General features: G+C 68.8%; 20 protein-coding genes and 1 pseudogene. 13 read left to right on the forward strand and 8 right to left on the reverse strand.

The features are described from left to right. Positions 1-8: 8 nt before the first annotated feature. From FU658_RS09840 to FU658_RS09865, 6 genes and pseudogenes are all read left to right on the forward strand, one after another. Positions 9-617: a GNAT family N-acetyltransferase gene (locus FU658_RS09840; protein ID WP_147891922.1), complete on the forward strand. Its 609-nt coding sequence runs from the start codon at positions 9-11 to the stop codon at positions 615-617. 1 nt (position 618) lies between these two features. Beyond that, a pseudogene (gene minC / locus FU658_RS09845) lies at positions 619-1,417 on the forward strand (septum site-determining protein MinC). A gap of 85 nt (positions 1,418-1,502) precedes the next feature. Next, on the forward strand, positions 1,503-2,312 hold the full coding sequence (minD, locus tag FU658_RS09850; protein ID WP_147891923.1) for a septum site-determining protein MinD: 810 nt from the start codon (positions 1,503-1,505) through the stop codon (positions 2,310-2,312). Positions 2,313-2,315: 3 nt separating this feature from the next. Next, on the forward strand, positions 2,316-2,585 hold the full coding sequence (gene minE, locus FU658_RS09855) for a cell division topological specificity factor MinE (RefSeq protein WP_147891924.1): 270 nt from the start codon (positions 2,316-2,318) through the stop codon (positions 2,583-2,585). Positions 2,586-2,708: 123 nt separating this feature from the next. Continuing rightward, the gene (locus tag FU658_RS09860; RefSeq protein WP_147891975.1) at positions 2,709-3,161 is read left to right on the forward strand and encodes a hypothetical protein; all 453 of its coding nucleotides are present in this window, start codon (positions 2,709-2,711) and stop codon (positions 3,159-3,161) included. A 97-nt stretch (positions 3,162-3,258) separates the two neighbouring features. Continuing rightward, positions 3,259-5,184, forward strand: a complete 1,926-nt coding sequence (locus FU658_RS09865) for a M2 family metallopeptidase (protein WP_255505529.1) — start codon at positions 3,259-3,261, stop codon at positions 5,182-5,184. Positions 5,185-5,277: 93 nt separating this feature from the next. Here FU658_RS09865 and FU658_RS09870 read toward each other — a convergent pair whose 3' ends face one another. From FU658_RS09870 to FU658_RS09885, 4 genes are all read right to left on the reverse strand, one after another. Next, positions 5,278-5,796 (reverse strand): sn-glycerol-3-phosphate transporter, encoded by a 519-nt coding sequence (locus FU658_RS09870; RefSeq protein WP_255505530.1) that lies wholly within the window; start codon positions 5,794-5,796, stop codon positions 5,278-5,280. A 131-nt stretch (positions 5,797-5,927) separates the two neighbouring features. Continuing rightward, on the reverse strand, positions 5,928-7,172 hold the full coding sequence (locus FU658_RS09875; RefSeq protein WP_147891926.1) for a multidrug effflux MFS transporter: 1,245 nt from the start codon (positions 7,170-7,172) through the stop codon (positions 5,928-5,930). A gap of 91 nt (positions 7,173-7,263) precedes the next feature. After that, positions 7,264-9,252, reverse strand: coding sequence for a BCCT family transporter (locus FU658_RS09880; RefSeq protein ID WP_147891927.1), 1,989 nt, complete (start codon positions 9,250-9,252; stop codon positions 7,264-7,266). A gap of 22 nt (positions 9,253-9,274) precedes the next feature. Next, complete coding sequence (locus tag FU658_RS09885; RefSeq protein ID WP_255505531.1) at positions 9,275-10,378, reverse strand: hypothetical protein; 1,104 nt, start codon at positions 10,376-10,378, stop codon at positions 9,275-9,277. 166 nt (positions 10,379-10,544) lie between these two features. Here FU658_RS09885 and FU658_RS09890 point away from each other — a divergent pair, with 166 nt between their 5' ends. The 5 genes from FU658_RS09890 (at position 10,545) to arsS (ending at position 16,005) form a co-directional block, all read left to right on the forward strand. Then, the gene (locus tag FU658_RS09890) at positions 10,545-11,378 is read left to right on the forward strand and encodes a sterol desaturase family protein (protein ID WP_255505532.1); all 834 of its coding nucleotides are present in this window, start codon (positions 10,545-10,547) and stop codon (positions 11,376-11,378) included. A gap of 67 nt (positions 11,379-11,445) precedes the next feature. Next, entirely contained in the window at positions 11,446-13,605 is a 2,160-nt protein-coding gene (locus tag FU658_RS09895) for an FAD-dependent oxidoreductase (RefSeq protein WP_147891928.1), read from the forward strand. A 3-nt stretch (positions 13,606-13,608) separates the two neighbouring features. Beyond that, on the forward strand, positions 13,609-14,310 hold the full coding sequence (locus FU658_RS09900; RefSeq protein ID WP_147891929.1) for a TIGR04283 family arsenosugar biosynthesis glycosyltransferase: 702 nt from the start codon (positions 13,609-13,611) through the stop codon (positions 14,308-14,310). Beyond that, entirely contained in the window at positions 14,307-15,044 is a 738-nt protein-coding gene (locus FU658_RS09905; protein ID WP_147891930.1) for a TIGR04282 family arsenosugar biosynthesis glycosyltransferase, read from the forward strand. The genes FU658_RS09900 and FU658_RS09905 overlap by 4 nt, the downstream gene beginning before the upstream one ends. Further along, on the forward strand, positions 15,037-16,005 hold the full coding sequence (gene arsS, locus FU658_RS09910; protein WP_147891931.1) for an arsenosugar biosynthesis radical SAM (seleno)protein ArsS: 969 nt from the start codon (positions 15,037-15,039) through the stop codon (positions 16,003-16,005). The genes FU658_RS09905 and arsS overlap by 8 nt, the downstream gene beginning before the upstream one ends. Here arsS and FU658_RS09915 read toward each other — a convergent pair whose 3' ends face one another. Beyond that, a complete protein-coding gene (locus FU658_RS09915) occupies positions 16,006-17,220 on the reverse strand; it encodes an MFS transporter (RefSeq protein WP_147891932.1) in 1,215 nt (404 codons plus the stop codon). It lies immediately after the preceding gene. A 112-nt stretch (positions 17,221-17,332) separates the two neighbouring features. Between FU658_RS09915 and FU658_RS15320 the strand changes: the two genes are divergently transcribed. Together FU658_RS15320 and FU658_RS09920 are read left to right on the forward strand one after the other, a co-directional pair. Continuing rightward, on the forward strand, positions 17,333-17,455 hold the full coding sequence (locus tag FU658_RS15320; protein ID WP_255505533.1) for a hypothetical protein: 123 nt from the start codon (positions 17,333-17,335) through the stop codon (positions 17,453-17,455). Then, entirely contained in the window at positions 17,452-18,102 is a 651-nt protein-coding gene (locus FU658_RS09920; RefSeq protein ID WP_147891933.1) for a class I SAM-dependent methyltransferase, read from the forward strand. Before FU658_RS15320 ends, FU658_RS09920 begins: the two co-directional genes overlap by 4 nt. Before the next feature lie 24 nt (positions 18,103-18,126). Here the strand turns inward: FU658_RS09920 and FU658_RS09925 are convergent, their stop codons facing one another. The 3 genes from FU658_RS09925 to FU658_RS14455 form a co-directional block, all read right to left on the reverse strand. Further along, on the reverse strand, positions 18,127-19,011 hold the full coding sequence (locus tag FU658_RS09925) for a universal stress protein (RefSeq protein ID WP_187266044.1): 885 nt from the start codon (positions 19,009-19,011) through the stop codon (positions 18,127-18,129). Between the two features lie 9 nt (positions 19,012-19,020). Next, positions 19,021-20,502 carry a SulP family inorganic anion transporter gene (locus FU658_RS09930; protein WP_425477607.1) on the reverse strand — a complete coding sequence of 494 codons (1,482 nt, stop codon included), beginning with the start codon at positions 20,500-20,502 and terminating at the stop codon, positions 19,021-19,023. 323 nt (positions 20,503-20,825) lie between these two features. Next, entirely contained in the window at positions 20,826-20,969 is a 144-nt protein-coding gene (locus FU658_RS14455; protein WP_187266045.1) for a hypothetical protein, read from the reverse strand. Between the last annotated feature and the right edge of the window lie 49 nt (positions 20,970-21,018).

Raw genomic sequence — 21,018 nt, forward strand, 5'->3', positions numbered from 1 at the left:
TCCAGGGAATGTCGATTCACATCCGCGACGTGCGCGAGCATGAGCTGGACTCGGTCCTGGCGCTGAACAATGGCGCAGGCCCTGCCATCCTCCCCCTCGATGCCGCCCGTGTCAGGCTGCTGTTCGATCGCGCCGACTACTTCCGCGTGGCCATCGTCGATGGCCACATCGCCGGCTTCCTGGTGGCCTTCACCGAAGGCGCCGAATACGACAGTTCGAATTTCCGCTGGTTCAAGGACCACCTCGATGCCTTCGTCTACATCGACCGCATCGTCGTGGCCAGTTCCCGCCGCGGGGCGGGCGTCGGCCGTGTGTTCTACGCCGACATCCAGAGCTTCGCCGAAGTCCGCAGGCCGCATATCGCCTGCGAAGTCTTCCTCGAGGACGGCAACGAGGCCGCGCTGCTGTTCCACGGCACGTTCGGGTTCCACGAGGCCGGCCAGCACGTCATGAGCGAGTCGGGCAAGCACGCCAGCATGCTGGTCAAGCCGCTCCAGGCCTACGAATGGGTACGCGACACCTACCTGCATGGCAGGGACGGGGAATTGCCCAGCGTCCCCTGGCTCTCCGAGCGGGCGCGCGACGGTGCCGAGGGCACGCGGGCCACGGGCACCTGACATGGCGGCAACGATGGATTTCGAACAGGCCGGTGAACTCAAGATCGGCCAGGTGGGCATTGCCAATCTCCGCATCCGCACCCTCGACCCCGAACGCCTGGGCCGGGAAATGCGCGAGCGGGTGGAACGCGCGCCCAAGCTGTTCCGGCGCGCCGCGGTGGTGGTCGACTTCGGTGGCCTGAGCCGCTGTCCCGACCCGGACACGGCGAAGGCACTGATCGACGAGCTGCGCCGCGCCGGTGTACTGCCGGTGGCGCTGGCCTACGGCACCACGGAGATCGAGACGCTGTCGGAGCACCTGGGACTGCCGCTGCTGGCCAAGTTCCGTGCCCAGTACGAACGGGGGGGCCAGGAAGCGCCCCCGCGACCGGCCCGGGCCCGCAGTCGCCTGCCCGGCCGCATCCGCCCCGGCCCCGGCCGAGCCGGCGCCGCTGGCGGCGGCCCCGGCCCGCCCTGCGCGGACGGAGGATGCGATCGGCATGCTGCACACGCAGCCGGTGCGCTCCGGGCAACAGATCTACGCCCAGGGCCGCGACCTCGTGCTGACCGCCCAGGTGGGCGCCGGCGCCGAGGTCATCGCCGACGGCTCCATCCACCTCTACGCCCCGCTGCGCGGCCGCGCGCTGGCCGGCGCCCAGGGCGACGTCCGGGCGCGCATCTTCTGCCGCGAATTCCACGGCGAACTGGTCGCGATCGCGGGCCACTACAAGGTTTTCGAAGAGCTTCCAGCCTCCCTGCGCGGGCGCCCCGTGCAGATCTGGCTGGAGGATGACAAGCTGATGATCGAGGAGTCCGCCTGAGCCACCGGCAACGGTGCGCGGGTGGAACAACACGCAAGGCCGGCGGGGCGTCCCGCGGCCTGAACCCACTTCGGAGGAACACCCCTTGGCAGAAATCATCGTAGTCACCTCCGGCAAAGGCGGCGTCGGCAAGACCACCACCAGCGCCAGCCTGGCCTGTGGACTGGCCCGCAAGGGCAAGAAGGTCGCGGTCATCGATTTCGACGTCGGCCTGCGCAACCTCGACCTGATCATGGGTTGCGAGCGCCGGGTCGTGTACGACTTCGTCAACGTCATCCAGGGCGAGGCCAACCTCCGGCAGGCCCTGATCAAGGACAAGCGCTTCGACACGTTGTTCGTGCTCGCCGCCTCGCAGACGCGCGACAAGGATGCGCTGACCAAGGAAGGCGTGGAGACGGTGCTCAAGGCGCTGGCCGACGACGGCTTCGACTACGTGGTGTGCGACTCCCCCGCCGGCATCGAGAAGGGTGCGTTCCTGGCGATGTACTTCGCCGACCATGCGGTGGTGGTGGTGAACCCTGAAGTGAGCTCGGTACGCGACTCCGACCGCATCCTGGGCCTGCTGTCGTCCAAGACCCGCCGCGCCGAGAACGGCGAGACGGTCAAGAACAGCCTGCTGCTGACCCGGTACAACCCGCGCCGTGTCGAGGACGGGGAAATGCTTTCCATCCAGGACGTCGAGGAGATCCTCGGCCTGAAGGTGCTGGGCGTGATCCCGGAGTCCACCGACGTGCTCAGCGCCTCCAACAAGGGCGAGCCGGTGATCCTGGACATGGAAACCGTGGCCGGCCAGGCCTACGACGACACCGTTTCGCGCCTGATGGGCGAAGAGCGCCCGTTGCGGTTCACCTCCAACGAGAAGAAGGGCTTCTTCTCCAAACTTTTCGGAGCCTGAGCCATGGGACTTTTCGACATCTTCAAGGCGAAGAAGAACACCGCCAACGTGGCCAAGGAGCGCCTGCGCATCCTGGTCGCGCAGGAGCGCACCACGCGCGGCGGCCCCGACTACCTGCCGATGCTGCAGCGCGAGCTGCTGGAAGTGATCCGCAAGTACGTCAACATCGACGCCGACGCGGTCAACATCGACCTGATCAAGGACGGTGACAACGACGTGCTCGACATCTCGGTGTCGCTGCCCGACAAGGCCGACGAGCCCCAGGGCGCCTGAGCGCCCCAGGGCCGGCACCGACACGGTCGCAGAGCCTCGATGAGCAGCGTGGCGAATGCAGCCTTCGGCCCCCTCGCCGCCTCCGGTGCGCCAGCACCGTCGGCCGGTACAGGCGAGGACAGCGTGCTGCGGCTTCGCGACATCGGATTCCAGGCTCCGGCGCGGCTGCTGGAATCCCATGGCCTGGAGCTGGTGCCCGTGGCCGATGCGGCTCCGATCCCCGGCAGCTTCTGGGGTGACGACGAGGCCGGCCTGATCGGGACGCGGGTGTTCGCACGGCCCGCCACGCCGGTGCACTCGCTGCTGCACGAGGCCTGCCACCTCATCGTCATGCCGCCCGAGCGCCGCGGCAGCGTGCATACCGACGCGACCGACTGCGACCGCGAAGAAGACGCCACCTGCTGCCTGCAGATCATCCTCGCCGACCAGCTTCCCGGCGTGGGCCGCGAGCGCCTGATGGCCGACATGGACGCCTGGGGCTACAGCTTCCGCCTTGGCTCGGCACGGGCATGGTTCGAACACGATGCCGAGGACGCGCTGGCTTTCCTGCGCGAACGAGGACTGCCCAGCGAGTAGCCCGGGGAACAGCCTTCCCTTGCGCCGGACGCAGCCGCGAGACTAGCCTGCGTGACGAACGCGCCAGCATGGCGCGATGCCCGGACCGAGGAACAACGTGACCACCCAACGCGCCCTGCTTGCCCTGGCGATCACCGCCAGCCTGACCCTGTCCACTGCCTGCACGGTCGACGCCTCCGGCGACAACCGCCCGGCCACCGCTGCCGAGGCCGACGCCTTCGTCGCCCGCGTCAACGCGCACATGCGCGAGCACCATCCCGAGAACGCCTCGGCCCAGTGGCTGGCTTCGACCTACATCGGCCCGGATTCGCAGCGCGTGGCCTCGAAGGCCAACGAACGGGCGCTCACCAGTTACAGCGAGTGGGTCGAGGAAGCCCGCCGCTTCGATGGACTGGCGCTGTCGCCGGAAACAGCCCGTGCGATCGACCTGATCAAGCTCGGCACCGCGATGCCGCCCCCGGCCGACCCCGCGGAGCTGTCGGAGCTGGCGGCGATCGCGACCAGGATGGAGGGCATGTACGGCGCCGGCACCTACTGCGAAGATACGGACCGACCCGAGACCTGCCGCGACCTGGGCGAGCTCTCCAACACGATGGCCGAAAGCCGCGACCACGACGAGCAGTACGCCGCCTGGGCCGGCTGGCACACGATTTCCAAGCCGATGCGCGATGACTACGTGCGCTTCGTGGACCTGGTCAACAAGGGCGCATCCAACCTCGGCTACGCCAACGCCGGCGAGATGTGGCGCTCGGGCTACGACATGAGCCCCACGGACTTCCAGGACGAGACCGACCGGCTGTGGGGCCAGGTGCAGCCCCTGTACGAGCAACTGCACTGCTACGTGCGCGGCGAACTGGTGGACACCTACGGCGAGAAGGGCCAGGTCGACGGCATGATCCCCGCGCACCTGACCGGCAACATGTGGGCCCAGCAGTGGGGCAACATCTGGGACCTGCTGCAGCCCTACGAGGGCACCGCCAGCATCGACGTGGCGACGGCGTTGCGGGCCCAGCGCGAGGAGGACCTCGCACGCCGCCTGGCGGCGATCGAGGGCGAACCGACGGCCACCCAGATCGTCGAGGCCGGCCGCCAGGCCGACGAGTACATCGCCCGGGCGATGACCGAGCGCGCCGAGGACTTCTATGTCTCGCTGGGCATGCCCAAGCTGCCGGCCTCGTTCTACGAACGCTCCCAGCTGATCAAGCCGCGCGACCGCGACGTGGTCTGCCACGCCAGCGCCTGGGACCTCGATTTCGCCGGCGACGTGCGCATCAAGCAGTGCATCGAGCCGACCGCCGACGAGTTCTCGACGATCTACCACGAGCTCGGCCACATCTATTACTACCTCGCCTACAACCACCTCGAGCCACTGTTCCAGTCCGGCGCCCACGACGGCTTCCATGAAGCGATCGGCGACACCGTGGTGCTGTCGCTCACACCGGGCTACCTCAATTCGGTGGGCCTGGTCGATTCGCCGGAGGAGAGCCGCGAGGCGCTGATCAACAACCAGATGCGCATGGCGCTGGACAAGGTGGCCTTCCTGCCGTTCGGCCTGTTGATCGACCGCTGGCGCTGGGGCGTCTTCGATGGCTCGATCGCGCCGGAAAACTACAACCAGGCCTGGTGGGACCTGCGCGCCCGATACCAGGGCGTGGCCCCGGTGGGCGAGCGCGGGGAGGACCTCTTCGATCCGGGCGCGAAGTACCACGTGCCGGGCAACACGCCCTACACCCGCTATTTCCTGGCCCACATCCTGCAGTTCCAGTTCTACCAGTCGCTGTGCGAGACATCCGGACACAGCGGCCCGTTGCACGAGTGCAGTTTCTACGGCAGCGAAGCCGCCGGCGATCGGTTCTGGGCGATGTTGCAGCAGGGCCAGGGCCAGCCGTGGCCGGAGACCCTGGAAGCACTGACCGGCGGCCGCGAAATGGACGCCAGCGCGGTGCTTGAATACTTCGCACCACTGCAGGCCTGGTTGACCGAACGCAATGCCGGCAGGCAATGCGGCTGGGACGCCGGCTGAAGCCGGCACCCGCCGCATACGCGAAGGCCGGGCAATGCCCGGCCTTCGTCTTATGGCGGCACGCGCCGGGGATCGCGCAGGAAGGCTGCGATGCTAGAAGTCGTAGTTCACCGTCAGCGCCAGAGCGGATGCGCCGAGCACGACAAGCTCGCTGCTGACCCGGTTCATCTGCACCCCGACCGCGGGCACGATCGCCGGGGCCACGCCCAGGCGGTTGAGCGGGATCTTGTCGCGGTGCTCGCCGCGATAGCCCTGCAGCACCCCGCCGGTGAGCTTGGCATAGACGGGAAAGCGCCCGGAGTCGAAGCGACGGCCGACGTAGGCGTACTGGCTGCGCTGGCTGAACGAGTTGCGGAAGGTCACGCCACCCGCCAGCCAGTCGGAGTCGGCACGGCTGTATTCCAGCCCCAGCAGGCCAGGACGATTGTTGTGCTCGGGGTCGCTGCGGTGATGGGTGACCAGGTTGCTGGTGACCAGCGTCCACTGTCCGGTCGGACCCTCGCCGATGGCATGTTCCGGCCAGACGCTCGGCCGCTCGTACTCCGCCCAGGCCGGAGCGGCCAGCGCGATGCTGGCCAGCATCAAGCACGCGGTCGCGAATCGGTTGGTCATGATGGGAAGCTCCCTGCGTATAACCCGCATCCCTCCGGGCGCGGCATCGTCACAAAATCAGACAGTTGCGAAGTTATCCGGAAGGCTATCAATGCAAACGTGAAAGCCGGCCGAACCGGCAACCGCCGGGTTCAGGACGACAGGGGCCCGACGACGGCGCGTTCCCCGCGCTGCGGCCCCACCGGTGCGTTGCGGCGCAGGTACAGCACCCAGATCAGGAAGGCCATCACCGAAAACAGCGCCCCGGTGAACGCCAGCAGCAGTGCCGAACCGCTGACCCAGGGCGAAACGATACCGGCGACCGCGGCATTGAGCGAGAGGCTGATGAAGGCCTGCAGGCTGGACGCCGCGCCCCGGCGGGTCGGGAAGAGGTCGAGAATGGCCAGGGTCAGGACCGGGAACACCAGCGCCACGCCGTAGGCATTGAGCACCATCGGCACGATCGCCCACGGCACGCGCGGCACCTCCACGGCAAGGTTGTATCCGAGGTTGAGAACGACGGCCAGGCCGCACACCGCGAAGCCCAGCCACGCCAGGCGATGCGCCCCGACGCGTCCCGCCAGCCGACCGGACGTGAACGCACCCAGCACCATGCCGCTGATCGTCGGGACGAAGAACCAGGCGAACTGCTGCTCGTTCAAACCCAGCAGGTCCATCACGAAGGCCGGGGCCGAGGCGATGTACAGGAACAGCGCCGCGAAATTGAAGCTGCCGGCCAGCGCCAGCAACACGAAATCCGGGTTGGAGAGCATCATCCGGTTCCCCTGCACGATGCTGCGCGCGTTGACCGGAGTGCGCTCGGCGGGGGGCAGGGTTTCGGGCATCCACACGGCGGTGGCCACCCAGATGGCAGCCGCGAACAGCACCAGGAACCAGAAGATCGCCTGCCAGTCGGCCACGCCCAGGATCCAGCCACCGATGATCGGCGCAATCGCCGGGGCGATGCCGAACACCATCATGATGTGGCTCATCAGGCGCTGGGCCTCGGGACCATCCAGGCAGTCGCGCACGATCGCGCGCCCCACGATCAGCCCGACCCCCGCACTGAGCCCCTGCAGCACGCGGAAGGCCAGCAGCCACTCCAGGCTGGGCGCCAGCGCGCAGCCCACCGAGGCCAACGCGAAGATCGCCACGCCGACCAGGATCACCTTGCGACGCCCGACCGCGTCCGAGATCGGCCCGTGGAACAGGCTCATCAACGCGTAGGCCACCAGGTAGAAGCTGATGGTCTGCTGCATGGCCAGCTTGCTTGCGCCGAACTCCTCGCCGATCGCCGGGAAGGCCGGGAAGATCGTGTCGATCGAGAACGCGCCGAACATCGCCAGCGCGCCCAGCAGCAGGGCCAGCCGCCAGCGCGGTATCGAGTGGGGGGCCATCGGGCAGGGGCTTGGGGGAAGACGGCACAGGATAGCAGTCCCCCACCCCATGCCCGTGTGCCGGAGGTGGGGGCGCGCCGCCTGTCCGGGCTCAGCGGACCCGGTCGAGGAAATCCAGGTGGCGTTGGTAGTGGTCGAGCACGTCGTTGATCAGCGCCTCGCGCGACCAGCCCATCACGTCGTAGCCCAGGCCGCCTTCCCGCAGGTGCACCTCGGCGCGGAAGTAGGCCAGCTCCTTCTGGCGGCGCGTGCGCGTGTCGCCGAGCACGAAGGCCGGCGGCTCGTAGGGCCGCATGCGCACGGAGTAGAAGAAGTCGATCTCATCGCCATGGCGCACCTCCACCCAGGCGCGCCCGTCCTCGGCATCCTCAACCCTGGCCTCCATGCCCCGTGCCCGCAGCTCCGCGGCGACCTCTTCCAGCGCCGGTTCCACCTCCCCCTCGAGGAACCGGCGAACGTCGGCCTCGCCGGGCTGGTGCAGGATCGAACCGATCCGGTGCTTCCAGCCGCCGCCGCCCCGCCCCGCCGAGGGCAGGACCAGCGGGCCGCGCAGGCTGGCCCGCTTGAGGGTCTCCATGCGCAAGGCGCGCAGCAGGCCCCAGCACATCAGGATCATGATGATGGTGAAGGGCAAGGCGCTGGCGATCGTGGCCGTCTGCAGCGCCGCCAGGCCGCCTGCGATCAGCAGCGCCGCCGCGACGATGCCCTCGATCACGGCCCAGAAGATGCGCTGCCAGGTCGGTGACTCCTCCTTGCCGCCGGAGGTCAGCATGTCGACCACCAGCGAGCCCGAGTCCGAGGAGGTCACGAAGAAGGTGATCACCAGCAGCGTGGCCAGCAGCGAGGTGATCGAGCTGAACGGCAGGTTCTCGAAGAACTGGAACAAGGCCACCGAGGTATCGGCCGCGACCGCATCCGCCAGGCTGGCGATGCCATCGACCATGACCATGTGGATGGCGGTGCCACCGAAGAAGGTCATCCACAGGATCGTGAAACCCAGCGGCACGAACAGCACGCCCAGCACGAACTCGCGGATCGTGCGCCCGCGCGACACCCGCGCGATGAACATGCCCACGAACGGCGACCAGGCGATCCACCAGCCCCAGTAGAACAGCGTCCAGCCGCCGATCCAGTCACCGGGCTGGTAGGCGTAGAGGTTGAAGGTCATCGAGAACAGGTTCGACAGGTACATGCCGGTGTTCTGCACCACGGTCTGCAGCAGGAACACCGTCGGCCCGGCCACCAGCACGAACAGCAGCAGCACCACCGCCAGGATCATGTTGAACTCGGAGATGCGGCGGATGCCCGAATCCAGCCCCAACGCCACCGACAGCGTGGCAACGCCGGTGATGCCCGCGATCAGCAACACCTGCACCAGCAGCGTGGTGGGGACGCCGAACAGGTAGGCCAGGCCGGAGTTGACCTGGATGACGCCGAAGCCCAGCGAGGTGGCGACGCCAAAGATCGTGCCCAGCACCGCGAACGTGTCGACGGTGTGCCCGATCGGGCCGTGGATGCGCTCGCCGATCAGCGGGTACAGCGCGGAACGGATCAACAGGGGCAAGCCGCGGCGGAACGCGAAATAGGCCAGCGACAGCGCCACCACCGCGTAGATCGCCCATGCGTGCACGCCCCAGTGGAACATGGTCACGCGCATGGCCTGGCGCGCGGCCTCGACCGTCTGCGGATCGCCGACCGGCGGGGTGACGTAGTGCATGATCGGCTCGGCCACGCCGAAGAACATCAGGCCGATGCCCATGCCGGCCGAGAACAGCATCGCGAACCACGAGGTGTAGCTGTAGTCCGGCGTGGCGTGGTCCGGGCCCAGCTTGATGCGCCCGAAGCCGGAGAACGCCAGCACCGCCACGAACACCAGGAAGCCCGCGACGGCAAGCACGTAGAACCAGCCGGCGGTGTTGATCACCCAGGCCTGCACGTTGTCGAACAGGGCACCGGCGGCATCGGTCCACACCATCGTGAACACGCAGAACACCAGCGTGAGCACGGCGGATGCGAAGAACACCGGTGGATTGATCTGGTAGCGCAACCCGCGGGTGCCGCCCTTGCCGTCCGATGCCATGCCCTTCCCCCTGTGCGATGCGCTAGAAATAGAAGCCGACGTTGATGTTCAGGCGCGAGCGCCATGTGTCGCCACCCGGCTCGGAGATGCCGATCCCCGGCCCGCCGACGAACCACATGTTGCGCCCGGCGATCCAGTCGAAATAGGTGAACATCGGGCCCTTGCCGATGCTGCAGCCGGTGACGTTGAGCCAGGAGTCCGCCAACCCCGGCCCACCGGCCCGGGTGGTGGAGAGGTTGTTGTAGCAGCGCAGCGAGTCGAGCCAGTTTCCGGACATGTCGAAGTCGCGGACCACGTTGACGCTGAGCACGTCGGCGCGCGCCGCGACTTCGAACGGGAACATGAAGGCCGACAGCGCCACGCGCCCGCCCGGGACGTCGTAGTCGTAGTGCGCCCACTGGCCCTGCAGGGTCCACGGCCCGCGGGCGCCCTCCAGGTGCAGTGCGGCGGCGGCATGACGGAAGGTGCTGCCGTCGGTGCGGTCCTCGATGCGGCCCAGCAGTCCCGAGGCGCCCCACTCCAGCGCCCAGTCCCCGCGCTCGAAGCGGCGCGCGTAGCGCACGACGGCATGCTCCACCTCGCGGTAGGGCAAGGCGTCGGTGGTCGCGACGTCGAAGGAGTAGCGATCATAGTTCGCACCGGTGCCGTACTCGTCGCGCAGCATGACGCCGCCGTGCCAGCTGCGGTCGCCACGCTCGTCGCGATAGACGATGCCGAGGTCGTAGTCGTCCTCCAGGCCGAGGTAGTAGCCCGAACCGAACCAGAAGCCTTGCGATGCGTAGGGCAGCAGTCCGAACGGCACCTGCTGCACGCCCACGCGCAGGTCGCGGTCGGCATCGAGCGACCAGCCCGCCCAAGCGTGGTGCACGGCATCGAAGCCGTCGTACCAGCGGTACTGCAGCGAGAAGATGCCCGCGCCCCGACGCCCGGACGCGTCGATGCGGAGCAGTTCCAGCTCCGGCCGCCCGTTTCCGCTTCCCGGGCCGTAGTCGCGCCAGCCGAGATTGAAACGGACCGCTCCTCCGAGGTCGAGTCCCTCCTCGGCGGGAACCGCGATCGCCGGCGCGGCCGGACACAACAACAACAGCAGCGCCGCGGCGGCAAGCGCGACGTGGGTGGCAGCCAATGGGATTGATCTCCTCACCTGGACTCCCCCTTTTCCCCAACACCCTACACCGCAGCATCGGCCGGCCCAACCGTCGCGCCGCGGCGCCGCACTGACGCCGGCTACACTGCCATGCCGCCTATCATCGAGCGATGAAGACCCAAGCCACCCAACGTAACGCCTCCCCGTGAACTTCGCCGGCTGGATGATCGCCAACGAAGCGGGGCTGCGCCTGCTCGCCTTCGCCACCGTGCTGGCCACGCTGGCGCTGGCCGAGCGCGCGTGGCCGGTACGCGGCGACGCGCGGCCGTCCCGGCGCCAGATGCACAACGCCGGCCTGGTGATCATCGACACGGCGCTGCTGCGACTGGCCTTTCCGGTGCTGGCGGTGGCGCTGGCGGCGTCGCTGGAGGCATCGGGCACGGGGCTGTTCAACCAGCTGGGCTGGCCGCTGTGGATCAGCGTGCCGCTGGCGGTGCTGGTGCTCGACCTGGCGATCTACTGGCAGCACCGGCTGATGCACCAGATACCGCTGCTGTGGCGCATGCACCGCGTGCACCACAGCGACCTGGCGATGGACGTGACCACCGGGGTGCGCTTCCACCCACTGGAGATCGCACTGTCGATGGGCATCAAGCTGGGGCTGATCACGCTGCTGGGGGCGCCGGCCCTGGCGGTCGTGATCTTCGAAGTCGTGTTGTCGCTGGGCTCGCTGTTCACGCACACCGACATCGCACTGCCGCGACGGCTGGACCACGCCATGCGCCGGGTGCTGGTGACGCCTTCGATGCACCGCATCCACCACTCCACGCTGCGCGAGGAGACCGACAGCAACTACGGCTTCCACCTGTCGGTCTGGGACCGGCTGTTCGGCAGCTACCGCGCCGAGCCAAAACGCGACGAGGCGCGCATGCCGCTGGGCCTGGAGGAATTCCGCGAGCGCGACGACCAGCGCTTGCTGGCCCTGCTGTGGCAGCCGGCGCGGCGCGACCGCAGGCCGCCGGCGGACCCGCCGGATTGACCCGCCGCGCAATCGAGCGTCCCATCCGGGCGTCAACCCACCACCCACACCACCCAAGGACGACCCGATGGCCGGTGCCACCCGCAAGACGACCTGGCTAAAACCGCTGATCGCGCTGGCGCTGGTCGCCGTGGTCGCGGTGCTGGTCCACGCCACCGGTGCCGCCGACCTGCTCGACCTGGAAACGCTCAAGCAGCGCCAGACGCAGCTCGACGCGTGGATCAGCGGCAACCTGTGGCTGGCGCTGGCGCTGTTCTTCGCGCTGTACGTGGTCGTCACCGCATTCTCGATCCCCGGGGCCGCCGTGATGACCGTGGCCGCCGGCGCGCTGTTCGGCCTGCTGGCCGGCACGGTGCTGGTGTCGTTCGCCAGCACGATCGGCGCCACGCTGGCCTTCCTGGTGGCCCGCTTCCTGCTGCGCGGCAGCCTGCGGGCGAAATTCGGCAGGCGCCTGGAGAAGATCGACGCCGGCATCCAGCGCGACGGCGCCTTCTACCTGTTCACGCTGCGACTGGTGCCGGTGTTCCCGTTCTTCGTCATCAACCTGCTCGCCGGCCTGACGGCCTTGCGCACCTGGACGTTCTACTGGGTGAGCCAGCTGGGCATGTTGCCGGCGACCGTGGTGTACGTGTTCGCCGGCACGCAGCTGGCGCGCATCGAGTCGCTGGGCGACGTGCTGTCGCCGGGCCTGATCGGCGCCTTCGTGGTCATCGGTTTGCTGCCGCTGCTGATGCGCTGGCTGGCGCGCTGGCTCCAGGGCCGCCGCGTCTACCGCGGCCATCGGCGGCCGGCGCGCTTCGACTACAACCTCCTCGTCATCGGGGCCGGCTCGGCCGGGCTGGTTTCGGCCTACATCGCTTCGGCGGTGAAGGCGAAGGTCGCCCTGGTCGAGAAGCACCGCATGGGCGGGGACTGCCTCAACACCGGCTGCGTGCCGTCCAAGGCGCTGATCCGCACCGCGCGGCTGCTGGCCGAGGCACGCGACAGCGCGCGCTACGGCGTTCGGCGCATGGACGCACACTTCGACTTCGCGCAGGCGATGGACCGCGTGCAGGACGTGATCAGGCGCATCGAGCCGCACGATTCCGTCGAGCGCTACACCAGCCTGGGCGTCGACGTGGTGCAGGGCGAAGCGAAACTGGTGTCGCCCTGGGAGGTCGAGGTCGACGGGCGCCGCATCAGCGCGCGCAGCATCGTGCTGGCCACCGGCGCCCGGCCGTTGCTGCCCGAGCTCCCGGGCCTGGCCGACGCCGCACCGCTGAGCTCGGACACGCTGTGGTCGCTGCGCGAGCTTCCCGGACGCCTGCTGGTGCTGGGCGGCGGGCCGATCGGCTGCGAACTGGCCCAGGTATTCGCCCGCTTCGGCAGCCGGGTGCGCATCGTCGAAATGGCACCGCGCCTGCTGCCGCGCGAGGACGAGGACGCCGCGCAGGCACTGCACGCGCGCCTGGAGACCGAAGGCCTGGACATCGCCACCGGCCACGAGGCGCTGCGGGTCGAGGAGGATGGCGACGGCAAGGTGCTGGTGTGCAGGCACTCGGGTGGCGAGGTGGCGTTCGGGTTCGACCGCATCCTGGTCGCACTGGGTCGCAAGGCGAACGTCGAGGGCTTCGGCCTGGAGGCGCTCGGGGTCGAGCTGACCGGGCGTGGCACGATCGCCGTCGACGCGTTGATGCGCACCAACTTCCCGAACATCCACGTGGCCGGCGACGTGGCCGGCCCGTTCCAGTTCACCCATGTCGCGGCGCACCAGGCCTGGTTCGCCTCGGTGAACGCATTGCTGGCCCCGTTCTGGAGCTTCAAGGCCGACTACCGGGTGATCCCGTGGGTGACCTTCACCGACCCGGAAGTGGCCCGCGTCGGCCTGAGCGAGGACGAGGCCGAGGAACGCGGGGTCGACGTGGAGGTCACGAAGTACGGCATCGACGACCTCGACCGGGCCATCGCCGATGGCAACGACCATGGCTACGTCAAGGTGCTGACCCCGCCGGGCAAGGACCGCATCCTCGGCGCGACCATCGTCGGCGCGCATGCCGGCGAGCTGCTGGCGGAATTCGTGCTGGCGATGAAGCACGGGATCGGGCTCAACAAGCTGCTGGGAACCATCCACGTCTACCCGACGATGGGCGAGGCGAACAAGTACGCCGCCGGGGTGTGGAAGAAGGCGCATGCGCCGCAGTCGGCGCTGCGCTGGGCCGAGCGCTTCTTCCGCTGGCGCAGGGGGTGAGCGGTGTCCAAGCCACGCTCCGCCGCTGAGCCGCCACCGCTGTCGGTGGTGGTGCCACTGGGTCCCGGCGAGACGGCCTGGCGCGAACTGATGGCGGACCTCGAGGCGCTGCCCGCAGGCAGCGAGGTGATCCTGGTCGCCGCCGCAGGGGATCTGCAGGACACCACCGTGCAGCGATCGACCGTGCCGGCGCGCCGATGGATCGAGGCCCCCGCCGGACGTGCCAGCCAGCTCAATGCCGGCGTGGCGGCGGCCCGCCATCCGCTCCTGTGCCTGCTGCATGCCGACTCGCGCTTGCCTGCGGGTTCGCTGCGCCGCCTGGCGGATTCCCTCCCCGGCCGCAACGAACTGGCCTACTTCGACCTGCGCTTCACCGACGGGCCGGCGCTGATGTGGCTCAACACCCTGGGCGCATGGATCCGCAGCCGGTGGCTGGGCATGCCCTTCGGTGACCAGGGCTTCGTGCTGGACCGCCGCGACTTCCACCGGCTGGGCGGCTTCGACCCGCAGCTGGCCTGCGGCGAGGACCATGCCCTGGTGTGGCGCGCGCGCCGCAGTGGGCTGCGCCTGAAGGCACTGCGCGCACCGATCCTGACCAGCGCGCGCAAGTACGCCCGGGACGGATGGTGGACGACCACCGCCCGGCACCTGACACTGACATGGCGCCAGGCCCGGCGCTTCCGCCGTGACAAGGACCCGCGATGAGCCGAACCGGACTGGCGATCTTCGTGAAGACACCCGGGCATTCACCGGTCAAGACACGCCTGGCAGCCGGGCGCGGGCAGGCGTTCGCGGATGGCTTCCACCGGCGCTCGGCGCAGACCGTGGCCGAGGTGGCGCTGGCCGCGGCAGCGGCGTCCCCGGGCCGGTCCGCCGCGATCGATCCGCACTGGGCCGTGGCCGAAGCCGCGGCGATGACCGATCCCGCATGGCAAGGACTGCCGCGCCTTGCCCAAGGCAGCGGTTCGCTGGGTGAGCGCATGGCCCGCGTGCACGCCACGCTGCTGGCACGGCACCGCTCGGCCCTGCTGATCGGGGCCGACACGCCGCAGATCACGCCCGCGCAGTTGCAGGTCGCGGCGGAATGGCTCGATCACGACCAGCCGCGCTGCGTGCTCGGACCCGCGGCCGACGGCGGCTTCTGGCTGTTCGGCAGCAACCGGCCGGTCGCACTGGCCCGCTGGACTGCGGTCGCCTACAGCCGCCCGAACACGGCCGACGCCTTCCGCATGGCCCTGCACGACGTAGGCGAACGGCTGGAGCTGCAGCGCCTGGTCGACGCCGACGACGCCGACGACCTCGACAACGTCCTCTCGGCGCTGTCTGCCCTGGAACACCCCCTCGACGCGCAGCGCGCGCTGGCGGACTGGCTCCGCCTGGCAGCCGAGTCCCGCGCCGATACCCATCCGCCATCTGGAGCACAGCCCACCCATGCGTGACACCTGGCCACTGCTGAAGGAACACGACTTCCCCGACATCGAACGCGGAACCCTCGACACGCTGCAGCTCAACCTGGGCTACCTGTGCAACCTGGCTTGCATCCACTGCCACGTGGCCGCGGGGCCGAATCGCAAGGAACTCATGGACCGCGACACCCTGGCACTGGCGCTGGAGGTGGCACGCGCACGCGGGGTGCGGACCCTCGACCTCACCGGCGGCTCGCCCGAGATGAACCCACACTTCCGCTGGTTCGTCGCCGAAGCCAGGCAGCAGGGCCTGCATGTGATGGACCGGCTCAACCCGACGATCATCGAGGAGCCCGGCTACGAATGGAGCGCGGATTTTCTCGCCGCCCACCAGGTCGAGGTGGTCGCGTCCCTGCCGTGCTACAGCGCCGCGAACGTCGACGAGCAGCGGGGCAACGGCGTGTTCGAAGCCTCGATCCGCGCGCTGCAGCGGATCAATGCGCTCGGCTACGGCCAGCCCGGGAGCAGCCTGGTCCTCAATCTGGTCTACAACCCCAATGGCGCGTTCCTTCCACCCGACCAGGACGCATTGGAAGCCGACTACAAGCGCCTGCTCGGCGAGGAGTTCGGCATCGTGTTCAACCGCCTCTACGCATTGGCCAACATGCCGATCCAGCGCTACGGATCCTGGCTGCTGTCGAAGGGCCGGTTCGATGCCTACATGGGCACGCTGCGCGAGGCGCATCGCGACGACAACCTGCAGGCGGTCATGTGCCGCAACCTGGTCAGCGTGGACTACCAGGGCTATCTCTACGACTGCGACTTCAACCAGATGCTCGGCCTGCCGATGGGTGGCCACACCCCTGAAGACCGCCACCGGCCGCACCTGCGCGACCTGCTCGATGCCCCGCCACCACGCCGCATCGCCACCGCCGGGCACTGCTACGGCTGCACCGCCGGCCAGGGCTCGAGCTGCGGCGGCGCGCTGGACTGATCACCCACTATCTGCGTGCAGTACGGGATCGGCCTGGACGTGGCGCAGGCTGCGCGACACCCACCACGGAATGATGCAGGCGTACACGGCAAGCCCGACAGTCAGCAGGCCCAGATCGACACCCGCCGACAGCGCCGCGCCCAGCAGGAAGGGCGAGACCGCCGTGGTCAGCACCATGAAGCCGAAGTAGACGCCGCGCACCAGGCCCAGCTGGCGCAGGCCGAACAGTTCGACCCAAAGGGCACCGCCGACCACGCCCTGCGCGCCGGCGGTGACGCCGAGACCGGCAAACATCAGCCACAGCGCCGCGGGCCCGGAGACGAAACCCAGCGCAAGGCAGGCGATCGCCAGCGGAAGCAGGTATACGCGCAGCACCGAGCGCGCACCGAAGCGATCGACGAGCGCGCCACTGATCCAGTTCGACCCCGCCTGTGCCAGCGCGAACACGAGGAAGCCACTGGCGAACAGGCCCAGGCTCCAGTCCTTGAGCGTGACGAGCGTGGCCTGTTGCAGGAACAGGGCCGTGACCACGAAGGGCGAGACCAGCAGCACGGCGAGCGCTGCCCGGAACGCGGGCGCGCGAAGCAACTGCCGGCGATCCAGCGTCGCGACCACCTCCTGCGTCCTGGGGGGTGCCGGCACGCCACCCACGCGCCCGCCCAGCCACCACAGCACCGGCAGCGCCAGCACCACCACCCCGGCACCGGCAAGTGCCCACAGCTCGCGCCAGCCGACCAGCCCCAGCAGGACCACGACACTGACCGGCAGCAGCGCTTCGCCGGCGATGAACCCGAACGCCGCCACGGCCAGGCTGCGACCCCGCCGCTGCGCGGGGCGCGCCGCGACGACCATCGCCAGGTGGCCGGACAGGCCCTGGCCACCAAAGCGCAACAGGAATACCGCTACGACGAGCACCCAGAGCGTCGTCGCGGTGGCCATCAGCAGGGCCCCGGACACCAGGATGGCCAGCGCAAGCAGCGTGACCCGGCGCAGCGGCTGGTGGTCGGCCTGGGCCCCGGCCCAGAACATCAGGCCGCCACTGGCCAGCGTGGCGATGCCGTAGAGCAGGCCCCAGCGTCCGGCGTCGATGCCCAGCGCCGACTGGATCTCGCCACCGAAAAGTCCGATGAAGAAGGTCTGCCCGATGCTCGACACCAGCGCGAGGGCGAAGCCGAAGCCGGCGTATCGCGCGATCGCAGGATGGGCGGCGCTCATGCGGCACCCGTCGCAGCGGGCCCGCCCTGGCGCCGTGGCGACGGGTCATGGAGAGCGGGCGCTGGCATCGGCGAATGATACGCTGCGGGCTGACCCTGCCGGGACCGCCGCCGTGCTGGACGACACCCAACCCGAGCGCTTCCGGGCCCAGCCCATCGCCGTGCGCGGTGCACCCGCGGCCACCCCCGATGCCACCGGGACCGTCGCCCGACCGGTCGGCGACGGCGCGCGATGAACCCGGGTTCGCCGACCTGCCCGGTGTGCCGGGATGGCCGGACCCGCGTGTTCGTCGACGTCGATGGCAAGGCCTACTTCCGATGCGCGGGCTGCGAGTGCACGTTCCTCGACCCGACCGGGCGACTGGCGCGCGAGGCCGAGCACGCCTACTACCTCACCCACCGCAACCAACCCGGCGATCACGGCTATCGCCGCTTCCTGCTCAAGCTGCTCCAGCCGTTGCTGGATCGCCTGCCGCCAGCGCGCGAGGGCCTGGACTTCGGCTGCGGACCGGGACCCGCCCTGGCCGCGATGCTGGGCGAGGCCGGGCATCACGTCACGCTGTACGACCCCGCCTTCCACCCGGATGCGTCGGCGCTCGCGCGAAGCTACGACTTCATCACCTGCACCGAGGTGTTGGAACACCTGCACGCCCCGGCCGCCACCTTCGAACAACTCACCCGCCTGCTGCGCCCGGGGGGATGGCTGGCGGTGATGACCTGCTTCCAGACCGACGATGCGCGGTTCGCGCAGTGGCACTACCGCCGCGATCCGACCCACGTGGTGTTCTACCGCGAATCGACGCTGCGCCACGTCGCGGCCCGGCACGGGCTGGACATCGAGGTGCCGTGCAAGGACGTGGCGCTGATGCGCAAACCGGCCTGAGCCGCCGGCCGCCACTGCCCGCGCTCAGCGCAGCAGCAGCACCGGGACCTGGCAGCCGCGGATCATCGCGGTCGTCGTCGAGCCGACGATGAGCTGGCGAATGCGCGAGTGGCCGTAGGCACCCATGACCAGCAGGTCGACGCCCTGGTTCGCCACGTGCTCGCCGATCACCGCCTCGGGGTCGCCGGCGATGATGCGCGCGTCGAATTCGAAGCCGGCCTGCTCGAGCTGGCGCTTGGCCCAGTTCTGCGCCTCGCGCAATTCGAAGGTGGCGTTTCCTGCGCTGAGCAGGTCGCAGTGCAGGCCCTGCAGCAGCGGACTCTTGACCACCATCTCGACGCACTTGCGGGTGGTCGGGCTGCCATCGAAGGCGATCGCGAAGCGCTGGATCGGGCGGAACGCGCGCGAGGCGACCAGCAGCGGGCGATGCACCGAACGCACCGCGCGTTCGAGGTTCGCGCCGAGGTGGCCCTTGTCGAAATCGGCATGCTCGCCGCGCTTTCCGAGCACGAACAGGCGCACGTCGTCCTCGTCCTCGGTGATCGTCTCGACGAATGCGCCATGGCGCTGCACCGCGTCGTGCTCGACAACGCCGGCCGCCGTGGCCCGCCCGCGCGCATGGGCCAGCAACTGGCGCCCCTGCTGTGCCGCGAGCTTGCTGCGCTTCTCGTCGAGCTCGACGAGTTCGCTGAGCAGTTCGGTCTGCGCGTGCACGCCGATGTTGCCGCTGTAGTCGGCCATCTGCGCCACCTGCGGCTGGCGGTCGAGCACGTGCAGGAACTGCAGCGGTGCACCCAGCCTCTGCGCGGCCCAGGTGGCGTGGTCGACCACGCTGTCGGTGTATACCGAGGTGTCCAGGCAGGCCAGGACCTTGCCGTCGACGGGAATCACGTAGCTGTTCTTGCTCATCATCGGTCCTCAGTGGCCCAGCAGCTTCTCGGCATCAGGCTTGTCGTGCACGCCGAGCCGATCGACGATCGTACGGCTGGCTTCGTTGATGCCGACGATCTCGACCTCGACACCTTCACGGCGGAACTTGAGGATGACACGATCCAGGGCACCCACGGCAGACAGGTCCCAGAAATGCGCCCCGGTGACATCGATGCGCACGCGCTCGATGACCTCGCGGAAGTCGAAGGCCTTGAGGAACTGCTCCGAGGAGGCGAAGAACACCTGTCCGGTGACGGTGTAGCGGCGCGTCGCCCCTTCGTCTTCCAGCGACGTGGTGACCTCGAGGATCTGGCTGACCTTGCGCGCGAAGCCCAGTGCCGAAAGCAGCACGCCGGTCAGCACGCCCTTGGCAAGGTCATGGGTGGCGACCGTCACCACCACGGTGCCGATCATGACCAGGCTGGAGCTCTTCGGGTGGTGCCTGAGGTTCCCCAGCGAGGCCCAGTTGAACGTGCCGATCGAGACCATGATCATCACCGCCACCAGCGCGCCCATCGGCATCAGGCCGACCCAGCTGCCGAGGAACACCACCATCACCAGCAGCACCACGCCGGCGACGAGTGCGGACAGGCGGCCACGGCCACCTGATTTCACATTGATGACCGACTGCCCGATCATCGCGCAGCCGGCCATGCCACCGAAGAAGCCCGCGGTGATGTTGGCGATGCCCTGGCCCTTGGCCTCGCGATGCTTGTCGCTGGGCGTGTCGGTCAGGTCGTCGACGATCTGCGCGGTCAGGAAGCTTTCCAGCAGGCCCACGACCATCAGGGTCAGCGACACGGGCAGGATGATCTTCAGGGTCTCGAGGTTCCAGGGAATGTCCGGGAACAGGAACACCGGCAACGAGTCGGGCAGGTCGCCCTTGTCGCCGACGGTGGGCACATTGACGCCGAAGTACACAGCGATGGCGGTCAGCACGACGATCGCCACCAGCGGCGACGGCACTGCCCGCGTGACGTAGGGCAGTCCGTAGATGATCGCGAGGCCACCGATCACCATCGGGTAGACCATCCATGGCACGCCGATGAGTTCCGGCACCTGGGCCATGAAGATCAGGATGGCCAGTGCATTGACGAAACCGGTGATGACCGAGCGCGAGACGAAGCGCATCAGCTCGGCCAGGCGAAGGTATCCGGCGAGGATCTGCAGGAGGCCGGTCAGGATCGTGGCCGCCAGCAGGTACTGCAGGCCGTGGTCGCGCACCAGCGTGACCATCAGCAGCGCCATCGCTCCGGTGGCCGCGGAGATCATGCCCGGCCGGCCACCGGTGAAGGCGATGACCACCGCGATGCAGAACGAGGCATACAGGCCGACCTTGGGATCGACACCGGCGATGAGCGAGAACGCGATCGCCTCGGGGATCAGTGCCAGTGCGACGACCAGGCCGGCGAGGACATCGCCGCGAACGTTGGAGAACCACTCGCGGCGGATATTGGTGAACATGGTCATGGAAACAGGGTCCTAGGCCGCGCGACATCGCGTCGGGCGGTTTGACTCAAAGGAAAAGGGGGATCGAGGAGCAGGCGGCGCACGCGACACCGGGACCGGGTCGGGCATCCGCAACGCGGCCCGCCTGCTGGCGGGATCAGGCGCTAGGGTGGAACGCGCTCACCGCGCTCGGCGCGGGCACAGCACACCGTCAACTCCCGCCAGCGGCTGGGAGGAATCGGGCCCGCGATGTGGGGGAGGCGATGTTGCATCGCACAATGATAGCAGCTGTGCGATGCCTGTCGGGAGGCGCGCCGCCCCATTGCGGGGCGACGCGCCTTCGCTCATGTCGCCATCAGCGGCACGATGATCAGAAGCAGCGCCAGAAGCGCGAGGAAGCCCAGGCCAACGCGTGCGGCCATGGCGGTCACCTTGAAGAAAGCGATGATGACGAGAACGAGGATGATCAGGCCAATGATCGAGCCCATGGGATTCTCCTTATCCGTTGGTCGGCTTGCCTGCCGGAAATAGTGGCAG

It is taken from the genome of Alkalisalibacterium limincola, assembly GCF_008017755.1.
Classification (GTDB): Bacteria; Pseudomonadota; Gammaproteobacteria; order Xanthomonadales; family Xanthomonadaceae; genus Alkalisalibacterium; species Alkalisalibacterium limincola.

Bases quoted from the DNA above. Each gene is read 5' to 3' on its own strand.
- FU658_RS09840 (WP_147891922.1), top strand. From the start codon at position 9: ATGTCGATTCACATCCGCGACGTGCGCGAGCATGAGCTGGACTCGGTC.
- minE (WP_147891924.1), top strand. From the start codon at position 2,316: ATGGGACTTTTCGACATCTTCAAGGCGAAGAAGAACACCGCCAACGTG.
- FU658_RS09870 (WP_255505530.1), bottom strand. From the start codon at position 5,796: ATGACCAACCGATTCGCGACCGCGTGCTTGATGCTGGCCAGCATCGCG.
- FU658_RS09875 (WP_147891926.1), bottom strand. From the start codon at position 7,172: ATGGCCCCCCACTCGATACCGCGCTGGCGGCTGGCCCTGCTGCTGGGC.
- FU658_RS09880 (WP_147891927.1), bottom strand. From the start codon at position 9,252: ATGGCATCGGACGGCAAGGGCGGCACCCGCGGGTTGCGCTACCAGATC.
- FU658_RS09895 (WP_147891928.1), top strand. From the start codon at position 11,446: ATGGCCGGTGCCACCCGCAAGACGACCTGGCTAAAACCGCTGATCGCG.
- FU658_RS09905 (WP_147891930.1), top strand. From the start codon at position 14,307: ATGAGCCGAACCGGACTGGCGATCTTCGTGAAGACACCCGGGCATTCA.
- arsS (WP_147891931.1), top strand. From the start codon at position 15,037: ATGCGTGACACCTGGCCACTGCTGAAGGAACACGACTTCCCCGACATC.
- FU658_RS09915 (WP_147891932.1), bottom strand. From the start codon at position 17,220: ATGAGCGCCGCCCATCCTGCGATCGCGCGATACGCCGGCTTCGGCTTC.
- FU658_RS09920 (WP_147891933.1), top strand. From the start codon at position 17,452: ATGAACCCGGGTTCGCCGACCTGCCCGGTGTGCCGGGATGGCCGGACC.
- FU658_RS09925 (WP_187266044.1), bottom strand. From the start codon at position 19,011: ATGAGCAAGAACAGCTACGTGATTCCCGTCGACGGCAAGGTCCTGGCC.
- FU658_RS09930 (WP_425477607.1), bottom strand. From the start codon at position 20,502: ATGACCATGTTCACCAATATCCGCCGCGAGTGGTTCTCCAACGTTCGC.
- FU658_RS14455 (WP_187266045.1), bottom strand. From the start codon at position 20,969: ATGGGCTCGATCATTGGCCTGATCATCCTCGTTCTCGTCATCATCGCT.